Annotated in this window: 20 protein-coding genes; 11 read left to right on the top strand and 9 right to left on the bottom strand. The window is 66.6% G+C overall.

Annotated elements, in window-relative coordinates; translation table 11 throughout:
- Positions 1-19: 19 nt before the first annotated feature.
- Positions 20-1,393, top strand: a complete 1,374-nt coding sequence (gene dnaB, locus BLR41_RS15675; protein ID WP_092629332.1) for a replicative DNA helicase — start codon at positions 20-22, stop codon at positions 1,391-1,393.
- 119 nt (positions 1,394-1,512) lie between these two features.
- Here dnaB and BLR41_RS22580 read toward each other — a convergent pair whose 3' ends face one another.
- Together BLR41_RS22580 and BLR41_RS15670 are read right to left on the bottom strand one after the other, a co-directional pair.
- On the bottom strand, positions 1,513-2,268 hold the full coding sequence (locus tag BLR41_RS22580) for a hypothetical protein (protein WP_143013101.1): 756 nt from the start codon (positions 2,266-2,268) through the stop codon (positions 1,513-1,515).
- A 292-nt stretch (positions 2,269-2,560) separates the two neighbouring features.
- On the bottom strand, positions 2,561-3,811 hold the full coding sequence (locus BLR41_RS15670) for an MFS transporter (protein ID WP_143013100.1): 1,251 nt from the start codon (positions 3,809-3,811) through the stop codon (positions 2,561-2,563).
- Between the two features lie 181 nt (positions 3,812-3,992).
- Between BLR41_RS15670 and BLR41_RS22575 the strand changes: the two genes are divergently transcribed.
- The 3 genes from BLR41_RS22575 (at position 3,993) to BLR41_RS15660 (ending at position 6,535) form a co-directional block, all read left to right on the top strand.
- Entirely contained in the window at positions 3,993-4,367 is a 375-nt protein-coding gene (locus BLR41_RS22575) for a hypothetical protein (protein ID WP_143013099.1), read from the top strand.
- Positions 4,368-4,596: 229 nt separating this feature from the next.
- Positions 4,597-4,998, top strand: coding sequence for a hypothetical protein (locus BLR41_RS15665; RefSeq protein ID WP_092629330.1), 402 nt, complete (start codon positions 4,597-4,599; stop codon positions 4,996-4,998).
- 127 nt (positions 4,999-5,125) lie between these two features.
- The gene (locus tag BLR41_RS15660; RefSeq protein ID WP_143013098.1) at positions 5,126-6,535 is read left to right on the top strand and encodes a pentapeptide repeat-containing protein; all 1,410 of its coding nucleotides are present in this window, start codon (positions 5,126-5,128) and stop codon (positions 6,533-6,535) included.
- A gap of 524 nt (positions 6,536-7,059) precedes the next feature.
- Here the strand turns inward: BLR41_RS15660 and BLR41_RS15655 are convergent.
- A complete protein-coding gene (locus tag BLR41_RS15655) occupies positions 7,060-7,494 on the bottom strand; it encodes a VOC family protein (RefSeq protein ID WP_092629327.1) in 435 nt (144 codons plus the stop codon).
- Between the two features lie 343 nt (positions 7,495-7,837).
- On the opposite strand from BLR41_RS15655, the gene BLR41_RS15645 reads away from it, so the two are divergent.
- From BLR41_RS15645 to BLR41_RS15625, 5 genes are all read left to right on the top strand, one after another.
- On the top strand, positions 7,838-8,302 hold the full coding sequence (locus tag BLR41_RS15645; protein ID WP_092629324.1) for a PPOX class F420-dependent oxidoreductase: 465 nt from the start codon (positions 7,838-7,840) through the stop codon (positions 8,300-8,302).
- 426 nt (positions 8,303-8,728) lie between these two features.
- Positions 8,729-9,154 (top strand): MarR family transcriptional regulator, encoded by a 426-nt coding sequence (locus tag BLR41_RS15640; RefSeq protein WP_092629579.1) that lies wholly within the window; start codon positions 8,729-8,731, stop codon positions 9,152-9,154.
- 194 nt (positions 9,155-9,348) lie between these two features.
- A complete protein-coding gene (locus BLR41_RS15635; protein WP_092629322.1) occupies positions 9,349-10,191 on the top strand; it encodes a p-hydroxycinnamoyl CoA hydratase/lyase in 843 nt (280 codons plus the stop codon).
- Positions 10,192-10,286: 95 nt separating this feature from the next.
- A complete protein-coding gene (locus BLR41_RS15630) occupies positions 10,287-11,804 on the top strand; it encodes an acyl-CoA synthetase (RefSeq protein WP_092629321.1) in 1,518 nt (505 codons plus the stop codon).
- Between the two features lie 405 nt (positions 11,805-12,209).
- Positions 12,210-13,373, top strand: a complete 1,164-nt coding sequence (locus BLR41_RS15625) for a beta-1,3-glucanase family protein (RefSeq protein WP_092629319.1) — start codon at positions 12,210-12,212, stop codon at positions 13,371-13,373.
- A gap of 481 nt (positions 13,374-13,854) precedes the next feature.
- Here BLR41_RS15625 and BLR41_RS15620 read toward each other — a convergent pair whose 3' ends face one another.
- The 3 genes from BLR41_RS15620 to BLR41_RS15610 all read right to left on the bottom strand — a co-directional run bounded on the left by BLR41_RS15620 (position 13,855) and on the right by BLR41_RS15610 (position 16,348).
- Positions 13,855-14,691, bottom strand: a complete 837-nt coding sequence (locus BLR41_RS15620; RefSeq protein WP_092629318.1) for an ABC transporter permease — start codon at positions 14,689-14,691, stop codon at positions 13,855-13,857.
- 16 nt (positions 14,692-14,707) lie between these two features.
- Positions 14,708-15,655, bottom strand: a complete 948-nt coding sequence (locus BLR41_RS15615) for an ATP-binding cassette domain-containing protein (RefSeq protein ID WP_092629316.1) — start codon at positions 15,653-15,655, stop codon at positions 14,708-14,710.
- A 72-nt stretch (positions 15,656-15,727) separates the two neighbouring features.
- Positions 15,728-16,348, bottom strand: coding sequence for a TetR/AcrR family transcriptional regulator (locus BLR41_RS15610; protein WP_245694289.1), 621 nt, complete (start codon positions 16,346-16,348; stop codon positions 15,728-15,730).
- A 676-nt stretch (positions 16,349-17,024) separates the two neighbouring features.
- Between BLR41_RS15610 and BLR41_RS15605 the strand changes: the two genes are divergently transcribed.
- On the top strand, positions 17,025-17,225 hold the full coding sequence (locus BLR41_RS15605) for a hypothetical protein (RefSeq protein ID WP_218120172.1): 201 nt from the start codon (positions 17,025-17,027) through the stop codon (positions 17,223-17,225).
- Positions 17,226-17,669: 444 nt separating this feature from the next.
- Positions 17,670-19,121: a hypothetical protein gene (locus tag BLR41_RS15600; RefSeq protein ID WP_176798009.1), complete on the top strand. Its 1,452-nt coding sequence runs from the start codon at positions 17,670-17,672 to the stop codon at positions 19,119-19,121.
- A gap of 22 nt (positions 19,122-19,143) precedes the next feature.
- On the opposite strand, the gene BLR41_RS15595 is transcribed toward BLR41_RS15600, so the two are convergent.
- From BLR41_RS15595 to BLR41_RS15585, 3 genes are all read right to left on the bottom strand, one after another.
- The gene (locus tag BLR41_RS15595; RefSeq protein ID WP_092629313.1) at positions 19,144-21,207 is read right to left on the bottom strand and encodes an IucA/IucC family protein; all 2,064 of its coding nucleotides are present in this window, start codon (positions 21,205-21,207) and stop codon (positions 19,144-19,146) included.
- Positions 21,204-23,174: an IucA/IucC family protein gene (locus BLR41_RS15590; protein ID WP_143013097.1), complete on the bottom strand. Its 1,971-nt coding sequence runs from the start codon at positions 23,172-23,174 to the stop codon at positions 21,204-21,206. The genes BLR41_RS15595 and BLR41_RS15590 overlap by 4 nt, the downstream gene beginning before the upstream one ends.
- A gap of 237 nt (positions 23,175-23,411) precedes the next feature.
- The gene (locus tag BLR41_RS15585) at positions 23,412-25,391 is read right to left on the bottom strand and encodes a cation:proton antiporter domain-containing protein (protein ID WP_092629310.1); all 1,980 of its coding nucleotides are present in this window, start codon (positions 25,389-25,391) and stop codon (positions 23,412-23,414) included.
- Between the last annotated feature and the right edge of the window lie 72 nt (positions 25,392-25,463).

Raw genomic sequence — 25,463 nt, 5'->3', positions numbered from 1 at the left:
CTTTCACCGAGGAGTCGTCATGTCCGTCACCGTGAACACCACCGAAGAAGAGCTCCACGGGCCGCACGCCCCGATGCCGCCGCAGGACATCGAGGCCGAGCAGTCCGTGCTCGGCGCGATGATGCTCAGCCGCGACGCCATCGCCGACGTGATCGAGGTCGTGCGGGCCGGGGAGTTCTACCGCCCCGACCACGGGGTGATCTTCCGCCACGTCGTGGAGCTGTTCGGCCGGGGCGAGCCCGCCGACGCGGTCACCGTGCGCGACGCGCTGGAGCAGTCCGGCGAACTCACGCAGATCACCCGAAACTCCGACACCGGGACGTACCTGCACACGCTGCTGGAGGCGGTGCCGACCGCGGCGAACGCGACGTTCTACGCCGAGATCGTGGCCGACCGGGCGCAGCGGCGCCGCATCATCGAGGAGGCCAGCGGCATCCTGCAGCAGGGCTACGGCGGGCAGGGCGAGGCCGCCGAGCTGCTCGACCGGGCGCAGGAGCGGTTCTCCTCGATCGGGCGCAGCCGCACCGAGGACATGTACTTCCTGCAGGACCTGGCCGACCCGCTGCTGTCCGAGCTGGAACGGATCCAGCGCAACGACGGGCGCTCCGGCATCCCCACCGGGTTCACCGAGCTCGACCGGCTCACCAACGGGCTGCAGCCGGGACAGCTCGCCGTCGTGGCGGCCAGGCCGGGACTGGGCAAGTCCGCGCTGGCGCTGGACATCGCCCGCTCAGCCGCGATCCGGCACCGCCGTGGGACGGCGCTGTTCAGCTTGGAGATGGGGCACGGGGAGCTGATGATGCGGCTGGTCTCGGCCGAGGCGAAGGTGCGGCTGGACCGGATGCGGGGCGGCTACATGTCCGAAGCGGACTGGAGCGCGACCGCGCGGCGCACCGGCGACGTGCAGGACGCACCGCTGGTGATCTCGGACGCGCCGAACATGACCATGATGGAGATCCGCGCCAGGGCGCGCAGGCTGAAACAGCGCGGGCAGCTGGACCTGGTGATCGTGGACTACCTGCAGCTGATGACCTCGGGCAGGCGGGTCGAGTCCCGCCAGCAGGAAGTCTCCGAGTTCTCCCGGAACCTCAAACTGCTGGCCAAGGAACTGGAGGTGCCCGTGGTGGCGCTCTCGCAGCTCAACCGAGGGCCGGAACAGCGCCTGGACAAAAAGCCCGAACTCGGGGATCTGCGGGAGAGCGGCTCGATCGAGCAGGACGCCGACCTGGTGGTGTTGCTGCACCGGCCGGACGCCTTCGAGCGCGACACCGCCCGCGTCGGCGAGGCCGACCTGATCCTGGCCAAGCAGCGTTCCGGACCGACCGGGGTGGTCACAGTGGCCCACCAGCTGCACTACAGCCGCTTCGTCGACATGGCCCCGGAGCCCGGCTGAATATAGATCCATCAAATCTAAAGGAGAGCTATCTTTTCTTTATAGGTGCCATACTAGATACACCACACAACAAAGAAAAATCACGATTTTCTTTATCCGATAAATTTTTCAGGCGCCCTTCATGACGCAAATATAACCTGAAGATCATCCTCGGTGATATCGGAATTCCAGATCGGCAAAATGGCTATCGAAGCCCACGAGCTAAACTCAGCGACACCGGTGCCGATTCGAACGAAAGCGCGAAACCTAGTCGGAATACAACGAATTTTACGACAGAGAGCAATCATAACATCTCGAATTTCGTCTTGATGGGCGAACCACTCTCCGGATTCACGCTGCCCCAAGGAACATGGAACAGGGTACCGAGTAAATCGATTAGAGAGGTGGTAAGGGACATACGCCACCTGGCCTACGTCGAACTCTAGCCCTGCCACTTCCACTCCGATAGGCAACAGCCCGTGATTCTCGGCGCGAATACCGATATACTTAGCGCCATCACTGTTTACTTCCTCACTCTTGACTGGCGCTTCGAGTGCTGTAGCGATCAGTCCGGAACCATTGGAGCCAACTCCACCGCGTAGTTCAACTACAAAGTTGACCTCCTTAAGAGAAGCGATGAACTCATCGAGCTTACGGACCAGCGGATCGATCTCTATATCAGTGACCGAACATCCTCCCCCTTGAGCGATCTGCCGACTTTTCCATTCAAGCAGTTCGCTAATAGTATAGAGGTCTTCGTGTTTGTCGACGTGATCGTGATGGGGACCATTACACAACAGCAACAAATTCTCGTCACTGTTGAGCTTGGCTCGATCGTAGCTGGGGTCGTGCCGCGGCCCTCCAGATTTAGCGGAGCGAATATGCGCAATCTGCACCGCAACGGTCCTGCGACCACGGTCCTCAAAGACCAACGGCGTCGTGCATCCAGGATAGGCACAGTGTCGCGCCGAACCGAAAAGGAATTTGATAGTTTGCTCGGTGTACCTGCTGGCCAATGTTGGCACCACCTATGATAAAATAGAAGATTTCGCCGATCAAAGCGACCGGACTGTGTCCCCTAAGGCTACGTCTCATTTGGTGTAGACGTGGCCTTAAGACTGATCGCGGTGACACAGCCCTGAGACACCTGAATCTTCTCAGGTTACACAAACCAATATGTTATGCGAATCACACCCCTATGCTAATCACGCTGGTATGACTCCGAAGAGGGGGTGCGGCCAGTGCCACCAGGGTGCTGGCCAGCGCCCACACCACCGCGGTGGCCAGCAGCAGACGGGCGTCGACGTGCTCGGCCAGCGGGCCGACGGCGGCCAGGCTCAGCGGCACGAGGACCAGGTTGCCGAGCTGGAAGCAGGACGCCACGCGGGCAAGCTGCAGGTCGGGCACGTGCCGCTGCAGCAGCCAGGCCTGAGTGGCCAGGTAGTACGAACCTTGCAGCCCGAACCCGAGTGCGGCCAGGCTGACCAGCCACAGCGGAGCGGCAGCGGCGAACAGCGCCAGATACGGCAGCATTAGCAGCGAGGCGGCCACCGCCGCCACGAGCGGGCGTGACGGGCGCAGCCGCAGCGCCAGCGCGCTGCCTGTGATCGAGCCGATCGCCTGAACCGCTCCGATCACCGCCCACGAGGCCGCACCGTGGTAGTGCTGCCGCGCCAGCAACGGTCCCAGCAGCATGTGCGGGCCGATCACCAGCGCCTGCAACAGGGCGGTGTAGCCCAGCAGAGTCCGCAGCCACGGGGTGGCCGTCACGTGTCGCCAGCCGCCCCACATCTCGGCCAGCACGCCCCGACGCTCCCGCTTCCCGGCGAGCGTGGTCACGGGGCCGATCAGCAGCAGCGAGAGCGCGCTGATGGTGAACGTGGCCGCATCGGCCAGCAATGCCCACCCCGAGCCGAGCCCGGCCACCAGCAGGCCCGCCACGCTGATCGCGGCCACCTTGTTCACATTGGCCGCCAGCCCGAGAAGCGCGTTGGCCTGCCGCAGCAGGTTCTCCGGCACCAGCGCGGGGAGCAGTCCGGTGGCCGCCGGGGTGAACACCGCGGTGCCCACCCCTGCGCAGCCCTGCAGCACGATCAGCGCCCAAAGTGGAAGCTGACCGGCCAGCAGCAGCGCCCCGCACACCGCCTGGGAGGCCATGCGCCACACGTCGGCGGCCACCATCACCCACCGTCGGTCGAACACGTCCCCCAGCACTCCCCCGGCCAGCGTCGCCACCACCACCGGCAACCGGTTCGCCAGCAGCACCCCGCCCAGTCCCACCGCCGAACCGGTCAGCTCCAACGCCGCGAACGCCACCGTCAACGGCACCAAGCTGTCCCCGAACGACGACAACACCCGCCCCACGAACAACCACCGAAACCCCCGCACACGCAGCGGAGAAACGGACGAAGCCTTCACAGCCGACTCGGTAGCGATCATCCACACATGGAGCACACATGCACGTGGCAAACGGAAGAGCTCAGCTCAGAGCGGGTGCGACAGGTACGAAGCGAAAGGCCCGCACGATCCAGATCGTTCCAACCATTCGTTTGATCATGATCACCCGTTCAGACCTGCAAAGGATGATCACCCCGCGATTACTGTCCATGCCGTGAAGGTAGTGCGCAAATACTGGGGATACGCGGTGGCCTTGGTCCTCCTGTACGGCTGGTTCAGCGCGACATTGGGAGCGGGCGTACTGGTGCTGCTCTCAGCGGCGACGTTCTTCTACGCACTCTTTCAAGCTCCGGTATGGTGTTGCGCCGAGACCAGAGGCAAGAACTTCTGCCACAACAACGCCAGCGGCATCCTCATGGGGTGTCACCTTCGAGAGCACCGCTGGCAGAAATTCAAGATGCTGGCACGAAAAAGCTCCTGGGGACGCCTGTTCCGGCGGCTGTGCTCTGGATTTCACGGCGTGGCTACCAGCTTCTCAGCACTCGGAGCGATGATTTCAGCAGTAGCAGCGGTAATAACTTTGGCGCTCGGGCGCTGAACTGGGCAAGATAATTACCGACGGCTGGCTCTTGGTGGACGAGACGAAGATCTATCCAGGATAAACGGGGTACCTGCCTCAACGCCTCCGTGAACGGTCCCCGGAAAGGCAGAAGGTCGACGTGAACAACCACTGCCTCCGATAAGCTCTTTCCGCTGGAACGCGGAAGAGGCACTGAGGCAACCAGTAACGTTGGCCCGGTAGCACTCTGATCGATACTCTGTGGATCATGACTTCTGAGATCATCCAGCTCATCTCCGCCGAACCAGGCTATTACCTGCGTAACGAGCAAGATGACCAAACCTTCTACACACCGATCGCGGCCTGGGCACTCATGGAGGACAAGGAAGGAACCAGGTGGATCGAACCGGTCGATCCGACTGGCGACGGATGGGACGGACAGCCGGAGGGAAACGGCAAGGAAGTCGTGCACGTAGCTGGAACGATCGAAGGCGAGAACTGGCCACCGCACGAAAAGGAAAGCTCGGCCGAAGACACACTCTCCAGTCACACGCGAGCGATGAGGTGGCTCGTCAAAGCTCTCGGCTCACACGAAAAGTCCGTTCGGAACCTCATCGGCGAACTCGACGCGCACGCCACCGAGGTCAAACGAGCGTTGCGCGGTCGCTGACGACGCTATCGCCCCCTTGCCTCACCACCGCTCCATAAGGCCGTAACTTCACACCAACCTCCACGCGATTTTTCGGGATCGATCCCGCTACCTGAAGCTTCGGTGTGATCATGTTCGAGTGAGGATAGTGACCAGGCGAGCTTGGCGGTGGTTGCGGGACTCCACATGGGCGCTGCTGGCAGTGGTGGTGCTGTTGGCTGGCGGAGTGCTGACGTGGTTGCCGATCCCTTGGGCAACTCTGGCAAACCGACTCGGCCACAGCCTGGCCATCTGGGGCATCTTCCGCGGTCCAGGATTGGCCACCCTGCTCGGCACCGTGCTGCTGGCCATGATCGTGGTAGCTAGGATGCTCACGTGGCGTCGTCAGCGGCACAGCGCGGAAAAGCGACGTCCAGCGGTGCGACCGCTGCGCTGGTGGTGGGTGGTACTCATCGCGCTGGTGATCGCAGGCGTGGTCGCTCTGGCGCTGTGGTGGTTGATGGGCTTGGCTGAGCATTCCCTGCCCAAGGACGAGCCCAAGGCTCGCATCGACGCGGTGCGCACCGCACTGACCCTGGGCGCCGGACTGGTCGGAGTGGTGGCGTTGGTGCTGACCTCACGCAAGCAGTGGCTGGCCGAGCACACCCAGCGCCACACCGAATCCGACGCTGCCGAACAGCGGGCCACCGAGCTCTACACCGCTGCCGCCGAACAACTGGCTTCGGACAAGGCTCCAGTACGACTGGCCGGGCTCTATGCCTTATCCCGACTCGGGCAGAACAACCCCACCTACCGCCAAACCATCGTCGACCTGTGGTGCGCCTACCTCCGCATGCCCTACGCCCCGCCCGGGCTCAAACAACATCAGGAAAACACCTCCGAACGCTCCATAACGGATACAACAAGACAGGATGACGACAACCAGCCACTGCTGCTTGACCTCGCCCCCACCTTGGCCGAGGCTGCCGGGCTTTCCCTGGATGGGGCCGAGCAACACCAGCAGGAAGGTCAGGTACGGCTGACCGCCCAACGGCTACTCGCCCACCACCAAAGCCCCCACTGGGATGAACACGGCCAGCCTACAAACCGCGCCTTCTGGGGAGGTGAACACGGCACAGGTATGGAACTCGACCTGACCGGGGCTACGCTCGGGCGTTGGAACTTCCGCAACTGCTCTGTCCGAACCGCCAACTTCACCGAGACACACTTCTACGGCTTAACAGACTTCCGAAAGTCGCGGTTCCACGGCGGCGTCATCTTCTTGGGAGCGCAGTTTCACAACATCGCCGACTTCGGGGGCTCAGAGTTCCACCACCACACTGACTTCGCCGGAATGCAATTCCACGATCACGCCTTTGGGGAAGTGTGGGTACGGCTCGATCACGACACCCCCGTGGCATCGATGTACCCGAAAGGATGGACGGTGCGCGAGACTAATTCTGGCGACGGGCACGAAGGCCGCTGGGGCAAGCTCGTACCAGTCGATGACACGACACCCGACGATGCAGAAGGCACCGGCTCCCCCGAATCAGATGAGCAGACACAGACCAACGAGTAATCCGACGAAGTTTGTTCCACGAGCGTTGACTTAGCGGAAGATACCGTTCGAGTACTACTCCGGCTCTGGCATCAATGCTTGGCCTGTTCTGGGCATGACCGTGGGCATGAAGTAGGTGAATCGGGCGAGACAGTTGGAACGACAGCGACACATGGAACAACCATCGATGCAGGTCAAACGCCTGCATGCGGTGTCGGCAGTCCTCCTAAAGCGGGTGTCGCAGGTTCGAATCCTGCCGAGGGCGCATCAACCCAGCGCCACGGGTGAGCAGGGATCTCGACCAAGATCGGTCCCCACTTTACCCCCACTTTTCGGGCTCTTCGCACTGATGTGTGGCGGGATACCCGTTGCCGAGCGGCCGGCTCCCGTCCGGTCGAAAGCCGGCTCTTCAAAAACGAAAGACTGCTGCTCCGCAACAAGCGCGATTCGTCACCGGCGAGTGAATCAACTCGCGGTCGCGAGTGCATCCCGCCGGGCAACCCTAACCCCGCTCGAGTGGTCGGGATCGCCCGCCACACGGGTCATCAGTCGAGACAGAACTCGTTGCCCTCGAGGTCCTGCATCACGATGCACGACTCGTCGTTTCCATCGGCGGGCAGCAGTCGCACACGAGTCGCGCCGAGCTCGATCAGTCGTGCGCACTCGGCCTCGAGTGTGGCGAGGCGCTCTTCACCCACTAGCCCGGTCCCGACCCGCACATCGAGATGTACTCGATTCTTGACGACCTTGCCCTCGGGAACGCGCTGGAAGAACAGCCGCGGCCCCGTACCGGAGGGATCGATGCAGGCGAATGCTGAGCCCTGATGTTCTGACGGCAGCGAACGATTGAAATCGTCCCAGGTGGCGGACCCCTCGGGTGGCGGTGGTACGACGTACCCCAATACTTCGCACCAGAAACGGGCGACGCGCTCGGGTTCCGCGCAGTCGAAGGTGACTTGGAACTGCCTTACCGATGTCATCGATCAAGCCTAGTGGAGTGTGCTGCCCACAGCGAGCGCTGCCGCGAGCGAGTAGCCGACGATTCGGACACCGAGCTGCGGGATCGCACCTGGTTCGAAACCGTCCCACCGCACGGAACGACACGCGGCCAGCACCGTTTCCACGAACCACTCCGCACGGCTACCGCGCAGGCAATGACCGCGTACCGAACGGTACTGGCCAGAACCGTATTCCCAGAATATCGCCATTTCCCCGCATGCGGCGGCGATAACCCCATTCCCACCCGATCAGGCGACCAGCGGAGTCCTGTCCGGTCCGAACAGGACGGTCTCGGGTAAGACTTCCGCGTGAGATGCTGGATTCATGCCACGAATCGCCACGGCCGAACGCGTCGAGCGGGAAGCACTGCTCGAATTCCTCCGTCCACGTCATCGCGGCCTGCTGTCGACCACCCGCGCCGGAGGCGGCCCGCAGATGTCCCCGGTGACCTGCGGTATCGACCCGCAGGGTCGGATCGTGGTCTCCACCTACCCGGCCCGCGCCAAGACCCGCAACGCGCGTCGCGACCCACGAGTGTCGATCTGCGTCCTCTCCGACGAGTGGGACGGACCGTACGTGCAGGTCGACGGCCGCGCCCGGGTGCTGGACATGCCCGAGGCGCTGGACGGCCTCGTCGACTACTTTCGCTGCATCTCGGGTGAGCACCCCGACTGGGACGAGTACCGCGAAGCCATGGCCCGGCAGCACAAGTCACTGCTCCGCATCGAGATCGAGAACTGGGGCCCGATCGCCACCGGTGGTTTCCCGCCTCACCTCGCGGAATCCTGAACAGCGACGAGCGGCATTCCGTACCCGGAGCAGCGACTCGACGAAGGTGGGGCGTTTCCCCACTGCGGAGTGCCCGGCTGTGCAGTCCGCGTCACCCGGGCTCCCGGCCGGCGAAACGGTCAGGTCGAAGGAGCGCGGAGCATACGGCGCGGGTAACCGCACCATCTGCTCCGCGATTACGCAAGAGCCGACCACTCACAGAACTTCGGACCGGACGAACGAGTCGTTCCACAACGAGTCGCAAATATCAGCATCCCTGATTCCAGATGAACACGACGCTCAACGCCTCCGCGGACGAGGCAAGAGCGAATCACCACGACGAGGTGGCAGGAGGACCGCGTGACCGACTATGCCGAGGACGCGGACGGCTCGGAGTCGTCCGACACCGACGCGCCGCTGACGCTTTACCTGGTCAAGCGGCTGGAAATGGTCGTCCGCGCGCTGATGGACGACGCCTTGCGCCCCCACGGCCTGACCACGCTGCAGTACACCGCGCTGACCGTGCTGGAACAGCGCGGCGAGCTCTCCTCCGCCCAACTTGCCCGGCGCTCCTTCGTGACTCCGCAGACCATGCACGAGATGGTGCAGTGGTTGGAACGGCACGAGCTGGTGCGACGCAGGCGCGACGAGACCAACCGCCGTGCCCTGCTGATCAGCCTGACCACGCGGGGCCGGGAACTGGTCACCACCTGCGCGCCCATGATCGACTCACTGGAACGACGCGTGCTGGACTCGATGAACCCCGGGGAGCGCCTGGTCTTCCGGGAGTGCCTCGACAGAGGCTACGCGGCGCTGACCCCGCTGGTGCAACAACGAACCGAGTCCGGAGACACCCCCGCTTCGGGATCCTGACCCACCGCCCGGTGGACGAAGCCCCGACTCCGGGTGCTCAAAGCGGCCCGAACGGAGTCTTGCGGCAGCAACAGCTCTTGTGCATTATCAGGATACCTGATTAATTCCGCCGTTGGCTCGACAGGGACCCGTGCTCACCCCGCGGGAGCGGGCCCCATCCGCCACTCGCACGAGGAGCGTTCGAGTTGTCCACCATGAACGGATCCACCACGAACCGGTACGAAACCGTCGGGGTCGAGGTCGACGACTCCGGAACCGGCTGGCTCACGTTCGACCGGCCCGAAAAACGCAACGCCATGAACCCGACGCTCAACCGCGAGATGATCCGGGCACTGGAACAACTCGAAGCCGACGAGCGGGTCCGCGTGGTGGTGTTGACCGGAAACGGCCAGGCCTGGTCGGCGGGCATGGATCTCAAGGAGTACTTCCGGGAAGTGGAGGAGGCACCACCGCACGTGGAGAACCGGGCCCGCCGGGAGAGCGCCGAGTGGCAGTGGCGGCGCCTGATCCACTTCGCCAAACCCACCGTCGCGATGGTCAACGGATGGTGCTTCGGCGGCGCGTTCACCCCGCTGGTGTGCTGTGACCTGGCGATAGCCGCCGAGGACGCGACGTTCGGCCTGTCCGAGGTCAACTGGGGCATTCCGCCCGGTGGACTGGTCTCCCGGGCACTGGCGGAAACCGTGCCTTCCCGGGACGCGCTGTGGTTCATCATGACCGGGGAAACCTTCGACGGCCGTCGCGCGGAGCGGATGCGCCTGGTCAACGAAGCGGTTCCCGCCGAGCGACTGCGCCCGCGCACCGTGGAAGTGGCGACCCGACTGGCGGGGATGAACACCCACGTGTTGCGTGCGGCCAAGGTCGGTTTCAAGAAGGCACAGCAGCTCTCGTGGGACCAGGCCGAGGACTATCTGTACGCCAAACTGGACGCCGCGACCGGCCACGATCCCGAGCGGGGCAAGCAGCAGGGGCTCAAGCAGTTCCTCGACGACAAGACCTACCGGCCGGGCCTCGGCTCGTACGAGCAGGAGGCATGACGACGAGCCCACCCCCACGACGATTCGGCCGGAGTTCACCCGGCTGACTCCGGCCGGCTCGTGCTCGGCCCCACGCTCGGGAGAGGTGCACACGTATGCGCAATCAGGGACTGGGTTCCTGGCCGGTCAGACGCGCCCGCGCCACGCCGGACAAGGCAGCCGTGATCCACCGGGGAGGCACCCGCACTTACCGTGAGTGGTGCGGACGCGTGCATGCCCTGGCCAACGGCCTGCACCAGCGAGGAGTGGGCAGAGGCGACCGCATCGCCTATCTCGGCCCGAACCACCCGGCGTTGTTGGAGACGCTGTTCGCGGCGGGAACGTTGGGGGCCGTCTTCGTGCCGCTGAACACCAGGCTCGCAGCGGCGGAACTGACGTTCACCCTGCACGACTGCGGCGCCGAAGTGCTCGTGCACGACGGGCGACACACCGAAACGGCCCGATCGCTCCGGGAGCGCATTCCCGAGCTGCTGCTGATCACCACCACCGAGGACAACAGCGGGGAGGAAGATCTCGAGACCCTGATCTCGGCCGCGCCGAGCGACTTCCGGGACGAACCGGTCGCGCCCGAGGAAACGGCGCTGGTCCTCTACACCTCAGGCACCACCGGGCGCCCGAAAGGCGCGAGGATGAGCCACGGCAACGCCATCTGGAACGCGCTCAACGTGCTGGTCGACGTGGACATCACCAGCACCGAGGTCACCCTGCTCAACGCTCCGCTGTTCCACAGCGCGGCACTGGGGATGACCTGCCTGCCCACGCTGCTCAAGGGCGGGACGGTGGTGTTGGAGGAGAGATTCGACGTCGATACCACCTTCGATCTGATCGAACGGCTCCGGATCACGCTGATGTTCGGTGTTCCGACCATGTTCGACGCGTTGAGTCGTGCTGCGCGCTGGCCGGACGCGGACCTGTCGAGCCTGCGTTTCCTGCTGTGCGGTGGCGCTCCGGTCCCCGCGGAGCTCATCCGCCGCTACAGTGCACGAGGGTTGGCCTTCATGCAGGGTTACGGCATGACCGAAGCTTCTCCCGGCGTTCTACTGCTGAGTGCCGCCGAGAGTGCCGAGCGAATCGGCTACGCGGGCAAACCGGCGTTCTTCAGCGACGTACGCCTCGAACGGACCGACGGTACGACGCCTTCGGTCGGCGAGCCGGGGGAGATCCTCGTGACGGGACCGAACGTGGTGGCCGGATACTGGCAGCGCCCCGCCGACACCGCGAACGCCTTCACCGAGGACGGCTGGTTCCGTTCCGGCGATCTCGCCACCGTCGACGAGGCCGGTTTTCACCGCATCGTGGGCCGGATAAAGGACATGTTCATCTCCGGTGGGGAGAACGTGTATCCGGCGGAGATCGAGTCGGTGCTGCACGAGCATCCCGCGGTGGTGGAAGCCGCCGTGGTCGGGGTACCGGACCCCGTCTGGGGCGAAGTGGGCAGGGCAGCGGTCGTCGTCGGCACCGAGCGCCCCGCCGAAACCGGCGAGCTCGCCGAGTTCATCGCCGAACGACTCGGCGGCTACAAGGTTCCGAAAAGGATCGATCTCGTGGACGAACTGCCGCGTGGTGCCACCGGCAAGGTGGACAAGCAGGCGATCCGCCGAGCGCACGGCTGAGAACCCACCGGATTTTCCGGGGTGGAGGGGCACCGAGTTCGTCGGGTGGGACTGACCACGACGATTCCGGGATCCGCACGGGCGGCGTCAATTTCTCGCGAAATCGCCGAGCCGGAGCTACGAGCGAAGGCAGTCGAGTGGTACTCGCCGAAATCGCCCGGCAGGCGGACAACGGATTCACCCCGCCGCGAGGAACGGGCTGCCCACAGCGGCACGACTTTCGGAGGAAAGCAGCAGCTGAGGGAGACCGTTGTCCCCTCGGGGACGTTCGGGTGGCACTTTTCGGCTCTGCCGGACGTGCCATCGACAGCGCCGGATCGACGTAATGCTGGATCGGTTCTGGCGGCAGCACACTGGTCTGGACCGCATGAGGGCCGTTACCGCGGCCCGACCGAAGGAGGCACCTTGTTCAGCAGGAGAACATTCCTGGGGGGACTTTCCACTGCGGCGCTGGCGGCACCGGTACTGGGTAGCGGCGCCATCGCGGCGGCACGGCCACGAACCACCGCCGCGGCCGTGCCACTGCCACTGACGATCGCCAACCACACCGGCAACTTCGCGAACACCTCGATCTCGCTCTACATCGTCGGAGTCGACCACTCGGGTCAGCAGGTTCGGGTCACCCCCGACGGCCGGAGGGTGCCGATCTCGTTCTCCGACAACGGTTCGGACGGTTACGCCCACTACGGAATTCCGCTGAACAGCAGCGGCGACACGCAGCTCAGCCTGCCCGCCATGTCGGGACGCATCTATTTCGCCCTGGGCGGCGAGCTCAAGTTCAAGGTGGTCGAGAGCGGCACCGGTCAACCGGCGCTGCAGTACCCGGCAGGCTGGGTGCCCAGCGATCCGAGTAACACGGTGCTGCACGACACCTTCGAGTTCACGCTCAACGAGACCGGCATGTACTGCAACACCACGATGGTGGACATGTTCAGCGTGCCCTCCTCCATCAGGCTCGTGGGCGCCTCGGACCAGACCACCGGCACGCTGGAGTCGGGCGGCCGGGACCGGATCTTCTCCAGCGTCACCTCCACCCCCGGTTTCGAGAACCTGCAGCAGGGCGACTACCGGATCGTCGCTCCCGGCCACGCTCTGGACCTGGGCAACTTCTCCAGCACCTACTTCGACCCCTACATCGACCAGGTGTGGGAGAAGTACCGTTCGAGCACGATGACCGTGGACATCGGCACCGGTGTCTACCACGGCTCGGTCTCCGGTGATCGGTTCGTCTTCGACGGAGACGTCGGTGCTTTCGACCGGCCGAGCACCCGTGACGTGCTGTTCTGCGACGGTGCGCTCGCGGCGGGTGCGGCCCCGAGAGGCCCGGTGGCGGCGATCCTGGCCGCCGGACTCAACCGGTCCAACCTGCACAGCGTCACCTCGCAGCCCGCCTCCAACCCGGCCGGCTTCTACAACCACTCGGTGACGAACCACTACGCGAAGGCGATGCACGCCAACACGGTCGACGGCAAGGCTTACGGCTTCGCTTTCGACGACGTGGCCGGTTTCGCGTCCTACATCCAGGACACGCAGGCGAGTTCCGCCACGCTGACGCTCACCCCGATGTGAGGTAGCCGTTCCGACAGGCGTGACACGGATCGACCACCCGCTCGGGCCAACCGCTTCCGGGCGGGTGGTCGCGTTTCGGGAGCAGCCATTTCGGAAGCAGCCGGTTCTGGAGGCACACGAGGTGCCACGGATCATCGGTCTCGGAGCACATCCCGTCCGGGACGTCCTCTCGAACCGCTCCAGCATGTCCGGGATCCTCTGCCGCACGTGGGCGAGGAAACGCTCCATTCGCGACACCGCCACCACCGGCGCTGTCGGGGCGTCGGTGGCGGCGGGTCGGGTATCCGCGGTGAACCGGAGACGGGCTCGGTACCCGCCGCTCGAACGACGGGTACCGCTTCGGTCCGGTCACATAGCTTGCCCGGTGGCCACCTGCGACCAGCTCCTCCACCAGCACGAGCGTGGATCGCCGTGCCCGACAGCCGGCGGCCCGAGCAACGCGAAGTGCATGCTCGCCTCGTCGCGCCTCGGTCGGGGTGTGTCACAGCGGGCGGCGGAATCCCTTCACCGCGAAGAAGGCACCTACGAGCAGCAGAACCGCGCTGGTGCCCACCGCGGAGAACACGCCGGTTCCCACCGGCATCGCCAGTGACAGGTCCCGGGAGGCGTCGACCGCGTAGGTCAGCGGGTTGATGCGTGCGACGATGCTCAGCCAGTCGGGCAGCGCTTTCAGCGGGACGAACGCGCTGGAGGCGAACATCAGCGGGAACATGGCCAGGAAGCCGACGCTCTGCATGACCTCCTCCTTGCGGACCCACGAGGCGATCGCGAGGAAGACCCAGGTCAACGACCAGCTCACCAACAGCGCGAGCAGCCACGCGCTGAAGGTACCGAGGAAACCGCCCTGCGGGGAGAAACCGAACAGTACGGCGGCGGCCCCCAGCAGGATCAGCAGTTGCACCGCCGTGCGGAACAGGTCGGCGAGGCTGCGTGCCAGCAGTACCGAGCCCATCCGGATGGGCAGTGAGCGGAATCGGCCGAGCACACCGTTCTTCATGTCGGTGATCAGCCCCACACCGGATTGCAGTGAGGCACCGATACCGGTGGTGACCAGGATGGCGGGCATCAGGTAGTTGATGTAGCTGCCGGTCTGGATGCTCGACAGCAACGCCTTGCCGAAGACCTGGCTGAACAGGGTCAGCATGATCAGCGGTTGTAGCAGGCTGAAGACGACTATTCGGGGATCTTTCAGGACCGCACGTAAGGATCTGCCGGTCAGAACCACGATCTGGGTCCACACCCCTGCGCCGTGCCAGTTGCTGCGGTCCGGTGTGGACTCTTGTTCTCCGGTTCGCGGAGCGGTGAGTGTACTGGTCATCTGGACTTCCCGTCGCTCAGGCAGCCGGTTCGGCGGAGTGGTGGGCAAGGGTCAGGTAGACGTCGTCCAGCGTCGGCTCACCGAGGCCGAGACCGCTGACCTCGATGCCGGCCTCGTCCAGCGCGCGGACCACCACCGCGAGTTCGTGCGAGGCGTTGACCGGGGTGGTGATGGCGTTGCGCTGTTCGTCGTGCACCGGGCTGAGGCCGGCACGGCCGAGCGCTTCGAGGGCGCGGGCGGAATCGGCGGCGTCGGTGAGCGTGGCGGTGGCGGTCCGCTGGCCCACCTCGGCCTTCAGTTCCTCGGCGGTTCCGGAAGCGACGACCTTGCCGCTGGAGAGCACGGTGATGGAGTCGGCGAGCCGGTCTGCCTCGTCGAGGTACTGCGTGGTGAGCAGCACTGTGGTGCCGTCGTCGACCAGGTTCTCCACGATCCGCCACAGCCCCATCCGACTGGTCGGATCCAGCCCGGTGGTCGGCTCGTCGAGGAAGATCACGTCAGGATGACCGACGAGGCTGGCCGCCAGATCCAGTCTGCGCCGCATACCGCCGGAGTACGTCCGGGCCGGCCGCTTGGCCGCCTCGGTCAGCTCGAACAGGGTCAGCAGCTCTTCCGCCCGCTGCTTGGCGGCACGCTTGCTCGCCCCCAGCAGCCTGGCGATCAGCACCAGATTGTCCAGTCCGGACAACTGTTCGTCGACGGCGGCGAACTGGCCGGTCAACCCGATGCGGGCGCAGACCTGCCTGCGCTGCCGGACGACGTCGTAGCCCGCGACGTGCGCCGTTCCGGCGGTCGGTGGTGCCAGCGTGCTGAGGATGTTGACCAGCGTGGTCTTGCCCGCGCCGTTGTGCCCCAGCAGCCCCAGGACGTTGCCCTGGGGGACTCGCAGGCTCACGTCGTCGAGAGCCTTGAACTTTCCGAAGTCCTTGGTTACGTGTTCGACCTCGATGGGCGGTCTTGCCATTGTTTCCCTCTCACCGGTTCGGGCCGGTCGATGTCGGGGGTTCGAGATGTCGGGACTGAGCCCGCGGGGCTGCTAGGCCGCCAGTGCACCGTGCAGCAGCACGTCGATGCGCGGGGCCAGTTTGGCGCGCGCCTCCTCGTCCGAGTTGCCGTCGAACCGCGCGCTCAGCAACAGACCGAGCAACATGGCCGCGACGTCTTCCACGGGAACCCGCAGCCGTTGCTCGTCGGGAACTATCAACTCGACGAACGCATCGGTCAGTTCGAGCACGAAACGTGGCGGCTCGTGTCGCGCGGCCCGTTTCGCGTCGTGGGTCTCGCGTTGGTGCAGATCGTAGTCGGAAGCTGCCAGATTGCGCTTCAGTTCACCCAGTCTGTCGAAGTGATCGAGCACCAGCGCCGCCCCTTCGGTCAGTCTGGCCTCGAGTGACTGGGTCGTTGATATCTCCCTTATCCGGGCACACACCTCGTCGGTGCGGAACGCCTCCGCGAGACAGGCACGAAGCAACTCGCCCTTGTCCGTGAAGACCCGGAAAACCGTCCCTTCCGCCACATCCGCCGCTTGGGCGATGGCTCGGGTGGTCACGTTCGCGCCCTGCTCGGCGAGCAGGGGCAACGTGGCCCGAACGATTTCGGTACGCCGCTGTTCCGAGCTCATCGCCGGGGCACGGCGGCGGGATTCCGGTGTGCTCACACCCCCACTGTACTGAGTGAGTACTCACTCAGCAACCGGTGCGACCGGACGCCCTGAGCCGAACGGACACCCGACCCGCGATCCGGAACGGTTCCCGGCACCGCTCGTGCCGACCGCCGGGCACTACGGCCACCAAGCGCTGCGGCCGGCGGACTCCCCGCCGGCGGACTCCCGACCGGCAGGAAATCGCACCACTCACCACGTCCCCGGCGAGTTCGCGACCTGCTCACGGCGGGCACCAACCCCGCAACTGAGGCCATTACGATGACCGCCCCCTCGGGAAGGCCTTACAGCCGGTACTCCCCTCTCGCCGAGACCAGCCTCCTGACTGAATCCCGGGAACCGCACCCATCCGTCACGGTGACACTGGCAACCGGGGCGAACCCCGCCCGAAGCGTCGGCCACCGAACCGGCGAGCTCGCTGTTGTGCGCCAGTGCCGACGTAGCCCCACGAACATTCTCCAACCACTTCATTTCCAAGGAGGAAGTGCTCGCCCCGTGGAACCGGGAGACCGTCGACAACACCCGAAGCGCATCCTGGAACGCGCTCCCGCGGAGGAGTCGCCCGAAGTGCCCCCAGTGGTACTCGGCGAGACCGTCGGCACGGCGATGAGTGGCCCCACCCGGCGTGATCAGGCCGTCGTGCCTCGACCACCCCGAAGTGCTCGAAAAGATCGTGACCTCGTTCCGCACGTTGGAGGCCTCGCCCGCCGAGGGCTTCGCCGCGCGACTCGCCAGGAACACCGAGGACGTGCAGTGCGGCTGCTGGCCGCCACGACGATCACCACGCTCCGCCTCGGTGCAGAGCCGCATCGTCACTGCCTCCGGTGACACGCGGCGTTTCCGCACCAATGTGCTCGCCCGGCGCGAGAAATGATCGACCGACGACTCCCACCGGAAAAACGATCGAGCGTGTTGGAGCGACACGCGCTATGGTGCTTGACACTGGCCGAGGACGGTACCGATCAGCGACGCGACACTGCGAACCGCCAACAGAGGTTCGTTCGGAACAAGTACTCCAGGCAGGCTGGCACGTGAGGCGGAGGCGCGAGAAATCGCAGTTCACCCGAGACGTGGTCACAGCACGTAGCGAACGACTCACGGCGCTCGCCTGCTCGCACGGGCGGCGACCGAGCACCTGAGCAAGTTCTATATTATAGCCCTGAAACCCGAGACGGAATCAAAAACGACTACTCACACTGTTCTTGCGGTGAGAGGGGTAACAGTGGCGGTCACCGAGGCGACGCGGGACGAGGAATCTTCTCAGTTATTTTCCAGTGGCGCGATACCGAACCAATCGGGAAAACGGGAAACCGCGTTGGTGGCCGGTGGTGCAGCGCTACTCGCCGGGCTCGTGTTCATGCTCGTGCGAGGCGGACTCACGGACGACGCCTACATCACCATCGACTTCGCACGTAACGTGGCCTTTCACGGCCACTGGGGAATGATCCAGCAGGAATTCTCCAACACCGCCACCTCCCCGCTGAACGTGCTGGTACTGGCGGCGCTGACCTTCCTGCTGCGGCAGCCCGTGCTGGCGCTGGGCACGCTTTTCGTAATCGCCAACGCCGTGCTGGCCGTGGCACTGCACCGCTCCGCACGACACAGCGGTTTCTCGCGCCTGACCGTGATCCTGGGCACCCTGCTCGTGCTGAGCAACCCGTTCCTGCTCTCCTCGGTCGGGTTGGAGATGACGCTGGCTTCCGCGCTGCTGGGGCTGCTACTGCTGGGAGCCACCACCCACAACCGGGTGTTGTTCGGCGTGGCGGCCGGACTGCTCGCGTTGACCAGACTGGACCTGGGTGTCTTCGTCGTGGTGCTGCTGCTGGGTCGCCCCGCACTGTGGCGGAAATTCTGGCGCTGGCTGGTGCCCGCCTGCCTCGTCTCACTGCCGTGGTTCGGCTTCAGCTGGTTGGCGTTCGGCTCGGCCGTACCCGACACGCTGGTACTCAAGCAGATGCAAGAAGCCTGGGGCAGCTGGAGCTTCGGCAACGGACTGGGGCTCTACTACGAGGTGTATCCCGCCGCGACCATCGCTGCGCTGAGCACTGTGGCGCTCGGAGCGCTCGCGCTGCCGGTTTGGCTGGTGACACGACTGCTGCGCAACACCGCGGCGCACAGGCTGCACCCCTGGGCACTCATGGGAGTGGGCGGGGTCGCGCACTTCTACGCCTACACCATGCTCGGGGTTCCCCCGTACCACTGGTACTACGTTCCGAGCATGCTGGGGCTCACGATGTTCCTCGCCGGTGTTATCGGAGCCGCCACGGCGGTGGCCGCCCGAAACCGGCGGGCGATTCCGGTGCTTGCCGCGACTGTGGCGGTGGCCCTGGGAACCGCGATGTTCGCCAACCAGGCCAGGGTCGCGATGGAAACCGGGATGCCCTGGCAACGCGCCACGATCACGACCAACTGGGCGACACCGGCGGACTACGCCAGGGTCGGGAACCTGCTGGAACAGCGGATCGGCGACGCCACGGTACGCAGTCCCGGCGAGATCGGCACCCTGGCCTACTTCTGCGAATGCTCCATAGTGGATGGACTGTCGGACCGCGGAATCCTGACTCCCGACATCAACGAACGCATCGCGGAGGCCGGGCCGGTCACCGGAGCTCTGCTCCGTGCGAACTACCGGAACTTCACCCCCGTGGAACCACGAGAGGTCGACTACGTCCTGACCAGGGTCATGGGCCGTGGACCAGCCCCCGCCTGGAACATCGACTCACCGTGGACCGAGCCCGCACACCTCGTCCTCAAGAAGGTGGAGCAGTGAGCCACTCGGCCGAAACGGAGCTTCATGCGGGCAACGGGCCGGACATCGGGTTGGGCTGCGGCAGGTAGATATCCCCCTGGTCGGGACGCAGCCGCATGGTGGCCAGCGCTTTCTGCGGCAGCTCCGGAGCGAACAGCGCCGCGAGATCCGCGGTGAGCGCGGCCCCACCCCGCTGCCCGACCCGTGCGGCCACTGCCGAAACCGCTTCCCGCACGATCCGCCACGCCACCGGCCCCGGCAGGGCGCACGAGCGCTGAAGCAGCACCACCACCTCTGCCAGGTTCGCCTGCAGCGTGGCGTGGCACATCTTGGCACGCAGCACCGCCGGGTCCTCGGTGCTCGTGACTCCCGGCCGCGTCGTCGGCACCTCGTAGCCCGCTGCCCGCAGCCGACCCGGATGCACCCGCACCCCGGCGAAGTCTCGCAGCAGCAGCCGGACCGGGCGGGAGTGCCGCACCACAACCAGGGTGTTCTGCAGATGTGCCTCCACGGCGATGCCGTAGCACGACAGCAGCGGCAACGTGGCGGCGAGCAACGATTCGGCGTAGTCCCGCAGGAACCACCGGCTCGCTTCGGCGCGTGTCACGTGGCCGTGCAGTGCCATCGTGTCCACCAGCTCCACCAGCAACGGCTCTCCCGAGACCGGGGAGGGTGCCAGCAGGGTCGCGGCGGTAACGGCCTGTTCACCCTCGTGGAGCGAGTCGGCGGGGTCCTGGCGCAGCAACGCGGACAGGCCACGCCTGCGCCCGGGCGAGGCCGAGCCGCCTTCCGAGGGCTCGAAGGCAACCCCTGCGAGATCGGGGACGATCCCCGCGCCACTCGCCAGAACCCGGTCCTCGGCGAACAGTTTCCGCAACAACGTGCCGAGCACGGGCCCGTCCCGGGTGCTCTCCGGCGCGATGGTTCGCCTGGCCGAGGTCAACAGCACGTCCAGCGCTGTTTTGACGGTCAGCCGCCGTCCGTGCCTGCCGGGACGATCGGTCACCAGGGTTCGCACCGAGAGGGTGGGTCTGCACGAAAGTCGCGGCTCGTCGAGCAGCAGCAGCGCGCCCGAGGCGAGCTCGGCGGAGTACTCGCGCGGCACGACGTTGCGCGCCTGCCAGGGATGCACCGGAATCAGCAGGTAATCCGACGGCTCAACACACCGTCGGAGCAACTCCCTGCGAGATCCGGCCGCCAGTGCCGGAAAGTGCTCGGCGAGCAGCTCGCCGACCGAGCGTCCGGTTTCGTCCGGCGTGGACCGCACGAAACCACGCCACACCGCCGCGAAACGCAGCTCGACCACTCGCCCGGATTCGGCGGTGTAGCGCGTGGAATCGGCGGGGGAGAAGCCGCCCCGCACCTTGCCGCAGGGATGTGTGTTGTGCCCCTCGGCGGTCAGCGCGTCCAGTTCGAGCGTGACCTCACTGGCGGAGTGCCGGAACGCCAGCGCGGGCAGCAGACCGGTGCTGCCGAGACCGGCGCCCCGAAGCGACACGAGCGTTGACCTGCGCCGGACCGTCGCACGGGAGAGCGCCAGGTTTCGGGCGGAGTCGGCGAGTTCGTTCCGCAGTCTGCGCCAACCGTCGGCCTCGGTCTCGGTCGCGGCCTCGGGCCGCAGCACCCCGATCAACTGCCCCGGACGTGCCAGCTCGACGACCGCGACACCGCCGTCGAACAGCACCGGCCCGTGGACCCGATGCAACCCGAACGGGGGCTCCCCCGAGCACACCGTGACGAGCGTACCGCCGTTCAGCCGCACCAACACCAGCTCGCCGTCGCGAGAACACCACCGGATTCGCAGCGCCCCGACGGCACCGCTGGACAGCCCCAGCCGGTGTGCCATCGACACATTCGACACCTCGTCGGTTCCGGAAAGAGGTGCTCGGAAAACGTCCACAGCGCCGGGCAGCAGCTGTTCCCGCAACAGCGCGGCAAGCGCGTGGTGGGCGGTGTCCCGTCGCGCGACCGGTAGTTCCGCCACCCACTCCTCGGCCAACTCGGCGTCCTCGGCGCGGAGTTCGCGCAGCATGGCTCGCTCGTCGGCGTCGAACGAGTCCGAATCACCCGGGAGGAACTCGCCGGTGAACGCTACCCCGGTGGTCATGTCGCCGAAAGCGGGTTCGGAGCGGAAACGTAGCGCTGCTCGGTGACCAGCCCGGCCAGGCGCATCCCCAGCATCGTCTTGAGCCGCCACGGCCGCTCCAGCAACGCCTCTGCGTCGGAGTCGCAGTCCGCGGCCTCGTCCCCGTCGACAGCCCTGGTTCGCAACCGGTCGAAGACCCCCGCCGCGCTGTGCCGCACCACCCGCCACAGCGGTCGTTCCGCACAGCCGGTGGCGGCGGCAGCGGCGGCCACGAGCTCACCGAGCTGATTCCCGAACAGCGGGAAGTACAGCTTGTCACGCAACGCCGCGGCATCGGTGCCCGGCAGCGCGGATCCCCGGTGCGGATCGAACTCGTGCCCACGTCGTCGCAGCCGCTCGGACAACACCCGAACCCCGCCGATGTCCCGCACGAACAGCCGGTGCGGCAGGCCGTCGCGCAGCACCAGCACGGTGTTCTGCGGATGCGGTTCCAGCGCGATGCCGTAACGCACCAGCAGCGCGAGCAGCGGGAACATCCCCAGCCCCAGGTGCAGCCGCAGCCAGCGACGCGCGGTGTCGAGCGAGGACTCCGCGCCGGCACCCCGCCCGTCCCGGAGGCGGGGGTTCAGTTCGGTCAGCACGTCGGCGAGCACGTTGTTGCCGGTCAGCGGGGAACGGGCGAGCAGTGCCGCCACCGGCAGCGCCACCTCCCCGGTGGCCATCGACGCACCCGGGTGCTCGCGCAGCACCGCCGCCAGTGATCGAGCACGTGCCCCGTCACGCTGCGCGTCCCCTGTCGAGTCGGCGGGCCGGTGTCCCGCGGCTGCGAGTTCCCGGCACACCGTGAAACGCGGTCGACCGTGCTCGTCGACCGGTGACAGGTCGGGGTCCCGGGCCACGATGCGGTCGAACAGCGCGGACAGTTCCGGCCCGTTGTGCACCGCCCCGGGGGAGACTCCGCGTACCGCGCCGGTCAGCCGTACCTCGACGGCGGTTTTGACCTGCAACCCCGGCGGGCGAGCCGGCTCACGCACCTCCAGCGTGCGCAGCGACATCAGCGGGCGTGCCGGAACGGTGGTGTCGAGCACCACAGCGGTTCCGTTGGCGAGGGAGCTCCCGTGCAGGTCCGGGATCGCGAACCGCAGCTGGTGCGGGTGTACCGGGATCAACGTGTACGACGCCGGGGAGTAACCCCGGCCGAGCAGCTCCGACTCTGCTTCCTCGGTCGCTCGCGGAAAGGCGGTGCGCAGCTCGCGCCACATCGCCCCGGCCCCGTCGAGCTCACCGGTGTGGTCGGCGCCGGAGACCGCGTCTCGGGCCACGGCCACCAACCGCAGGTCGAATCCGACCCCGAACTCGGGCGCGTACCGGCGCTCGTCGTCCGCACCGAGACCGATCCTGACCTTGGCCACGGGCTGCATCGGGTGCCCGTCGATCACCCACTGCTCGAAGGCGCCCAGCAGGGAATCGTCGGAGCCGTGACGCGTACGCAGCGCTCCGACGAGCGCGGTGAACGGTCGGCTTCGGAGGTCCACAGCGGAGGCCGAGTCGCGGAGCTCGCGGGCACGCGCCCGTTCGGCACGCAGCGCCCGCACCAACCCCGCCACGCTCTCCCCGAGATCGACGCGGAGCCCCAGCCACGCCTCCGGATCTCCCACCAGCAGCTCCAGCCGCAGCAGCACGTCGAGCAGTTCCGCGGGATCGTGCACCGTACGTGACTCGTCGGTGCCCTCCGAGATCGTGATCGGCCCGTCGGGAGCGAGCCTGCCCGTGGCGGTTACCCGGCTCAGCGGGATGCGGACGCCGCGCCGGGCGGCGCGTTCGGGATCGAGCAGCTCTTCCCGAACGAGTGCGGAGACCAGTCGCTCCAACACGACCGTTCGGGCGGACACGGCTCCCCGAGCACGGTAGTCGGTGGCGGGCGGCGCGGTGCCGTGCCGGACACCGGCGCCGTGCCGGGGCGCCGCACCCGAGGCGGACGTAACCACCTCCGCACGATCTGCGCTCACTCCCTCAGCGTGATCACTCACCGGCTCGAGGGCAACAGCCCCGCGCAAACTCACCCGCTTTGCGTAGCGATATGAACCACGACTTCGAAGCGGGAGGGCGAGCAAGCGGGCGCGGGCACCCCGAGCGAGCACCGCCCGAGTAGGCACCGCCCGGTGTCTCACCGCGGCTGGGCAGGATTCCGATGCCGGCGCGGGCCCCGGCGCCGGTGAACGGACTCACCGTGTCGAGGAACGCTCCAGTCTGGCCCGGTCCAAATAGCACCACGCCCAGTGCTCGTCCGGTTCCGCCGAAGCCACGATCGGATGCGTGCACGTGTCGGCGTGCGCACTGGCGTGCCGGTGCGGCGAGGAGTCGCAGCACCCCACGTTGCCGCAGTGCAGGCACGTCCGCAGGTGAACCCAGTCGCGCTCGCCGAGCCGCAGGCACTCGGTACAGCCCGCCGAGGACGGCAGTACCGGCTCGATCTCGGTTGCGTGCGGACAGGCCGTGGTCGGATCGACCCGAAAATCCACCGGGGTGTTCGGATCCGGGTAACCGGCGGAATCGAGCCGCCCGAGACGCCGCAGCACGGTGTCCGTCAGCGGGTGGGCCACGGCATCGACCGTGTCGACGATCCGGTCCACCCCGGCGGGCACGAGTTCCTCCGCACCGGCGCGATCGGTCGGACGCACCACGATCGACGTCTCCGGTGCGAACCGCGCGACCACGGCGGCGATCCGGGCGGCCTGTTCACCCGAGTTCTCGCAGATGACCACCAACCGCGCCGTCGCCAGTCCGGCCTCGTGCAGCACGTTGCCGTGCGTGGAATCGCCTCGCACCACCCGGTCGGCACGCTGCTCGGCGTCCGCGGCCAGCTCGGGACCGAGCGTGATCACCACCACCGGGATGTCGCGCGCACGCAACTCGGTGGTCAGCGCGGCGGCGACCCCTCCCCACCCGGAGACGAGCACATGCCCTCCCGCCGCACGCTCCGGCTCAGCCGCCGCTGTTTCACCGGTGGGACGGCGCCGCCGCAGTGCCTCGGCGAGCCGCTCGCCGAGAGCGGCCAGCGCGGGGGTGAGGATCATCAACATCACCGTCACGGCCACCAGTACCTGCTCGCCGTCGGGTCCCATCCCCAACGGCTCCACCCCGGCCGCACGCCCCGCCCGCTGCAGCACGAACGAGAACTCGCCGACCTGGGCGAGCAGGAAGCCACCCGCCACCGCCGTGGGCAGCCCGACCCGCAGCGCCAACAGCGCGACTCCGCCGGTGATCAACTTGAGCAGCACGACCGCGCAGGCCAGCAGCAGGATCAACCACCACATCCGCAGTACGGCACGCAGATCCACCAGCATCCCGATGGAGACGAAGAACGTGGCGCTGAACAGGATCTGCAGCGGCAGCACCTCGCCGAGCGCGTGTGAACTGTGCTTGGACTCGCTGACCACGAGCCCGGCCAGGAAGGCGCCGAGTGCCACGCTCACCCCGGCCAGCGAGGTCAGCCAGGCCGTTCCGAGGCCGATGGCCACCACGGCCAGCAGGAAGACCTCGGGCGAGCAGGTCCGTGCCACGCGTTCCAGCAGTGGCGGCATCACCTTGCGCGCCACCACCAGCACCACCACCAGCACCGCGAGCGCGGTGCCCAGCGCGCGCAGCAGCTCCAGCAACCCGCCACCGGAGTCCCGGCCGAGCAGCGGTACGAGCAGCACCATGACCACCACGGCCAAGTCCTGGAAGATCAGCGTCGCGATCGAGGTTCCACCCACAGTCGTCGTGGTGCGTCCCGAGGCGGACAGCACCTTGAGCACGATCGCGGTGGAGGACAGCGCCACGAGCAGCCCCGTGAGCAGCGCGGGGCGCCATTCGACACCGAAGAGCAGCGACACCGCCGCGGTGAGCCCGACGGTGAGCACGACCTGCAGCCCGCCGCCGAGCAGCACGTAACGCCTTATCGAGGCCATGCGGTCCAGCGAGAACTCGATGCCGATGGTGAACAGCAGCAGCATCACACCGATGTCGGCCGCCGCGCGGACCACCTCGGAATCCGAGACCAGCCCCAGTTGATGCGGCCCGATCAACACCCCGGCCAGCAGGAACCCCACGATGGGCACGATCCGCAGCCGGACGCTGAGGTAACCGATCAGTCCCGCGGCGCACAGCAGCGCCACGATCGGCCCCAGATAGCCGGTCGTCTCCCCGGCAGCGAGCACCATTCGCGCCACCTCGATTCCTTCCGGCCGGAAAGCCCTGCATACGCCAGGCACCGGCAACTCGCACGCGGAAGG

This window comes from Actinopolyspora mzabensis, assembly GCF_900101095.1.
Taxonomy (GTDB): domain Bacteria; phylum Actinomycetota; class Actinomycetes; order Mycobacteriales; family Pseudonocardiaceae; genus Actinopolyspora; species Actinopolyspora mzabensis.
The sequence above is the reverse complement of the archived record's forward strand: the minus strand, read 5'-3'. Positions and strand labels throughout refer to the sequence as shown.